Annotated in this window: 1 pseudogene; it reads right to left on the reverse strand. The window is 64.6% G+C overall.

The window, feature by feature from the left end:
- A pseudogene (locus tag HC022_RS26550) lies at positions 1–1,414 on the reverse strand (DNA-directed RNA polymerase subunit beta'); the annotation flags it as partial.

Raw genomic sequence — 1,414 nt, forward strand, 5'->3', positions numbered from 1 at the left:
GATGATTTCCGGCTTGAGCTCGTTGCCCTTCGGCGCCGCACGCCAGTCGATCACGATCTTCTGGGTCATGCCGGTGGCATCGTCGGTCTCGTCGCGCACCGCGACCCCCTGGATGAGGTCGACGTGACGCGCGATACCATCCGCCTCGGCGATGATCGGCAGGGTGTAGGGGTCCCACTCGAACAGCTTGGCGCCACGGCTGACCGTGTCACCTTCCTTGACGAAGAGCTTGGTGCCGTAGCCCAGCTTGTGGCTGGCGCGCTCGGCCCCGTCCTCGCCCATGATCCGCAGCTTCATGTTGCGGCCCATGACCAGGGTCTCGCCGTTGAGGTTCTCGAGCGTCGAGGTGTTCTCGAACTCGATCAGGCCCTCTTGAGACGCCTCGAGGAAGGACTGCTGGCCACCCTGCGCAACGCCGCCGATGTGGAAGGTCCGCATCGTCAGCTGCGTGCCGGGTTCGCCGATGGATTGCGCCGCGATGATGCCGACGGCCTCGCCGGTGTTCACCATGGTGCCGCGGGCCAGGTCACGGCCGTAGCACATGGCGCAGACGCCCTCGTCCGCCTCGCAGGTCAGCGGCGAACGGATCCGCGCGGTCTGCACGCCGGCGTCCTCGATCGCATCCGCCATGCGCTCGTCGATGAGCTGGCCGTGACGGACGATGATCTCGTCGGTGCCCGGACGCATGATGTCCTCGGCCGCGACACGGCCCAGAACGCGCTCGCCGAGCGACGCGACGACTTCGCCGTCGTTGACCGCCGCTTCCGCGGTGATCGCGCGGTCGGTGCCGCAGTCGTGCGCACGCACGATGCAGTCCTGCGCCACGTCCACCAGACGACGGGTCAGGTAACCCGAGTTCGCCGTCTTCAGAGCGGTGTCCGACAGACCCTTACGGGCGCCGTGGGTCGAGTTGAAGTACTCGAGAACGGTCAGGCCTTCCTTGAAGTTCGAGATGATCGGGGTCTCGATGATGTCGCCGTTCGGCTTCGCCATCAGGCCGCGCATCCCGCCCAGCTGCTTCATCTGCGTGACCGAGCCACGGGCACCGGAGTGCGCCATCATGTAGACCGAGTTGGGTTCCATCTCGGAGCCATCTTCGGCGCGCTTGGCGGCCGAGATGGTGTTCATCATGGCGTCGGTGACCTTGTCGTTACACTTCGACCAGGCGTCCACGACCTTGTTGTACTTTTCGCCCTGGGTGATCAGGCCGTCCATGTACTGCTGTTCGAAGTCCTTGACCTGATCGCGGGTCTCTTCGACCAGCTCCCACTTGTTGTCGGGGATGACCATGTCGTCCTTGCCGAAGGAGATGCCCGCCTTGAACGCCTCCCTGAAGCCCATGGACATGATCTGGTCACAGAAGATGACCGACTCCTTCTGACCGCAGTAGCGGTAGACGGTGTCGATGACGCGC

Source organism: Salipiger sp. HF18 (assembly GCF_011806505.1).
Lineage (GTDB): Bacteria > Pseudomonadota > Alphaproteobacteria > Rhodobacterales > Rhodobacteraceae > Salipiger > Salipiger thiooxidans.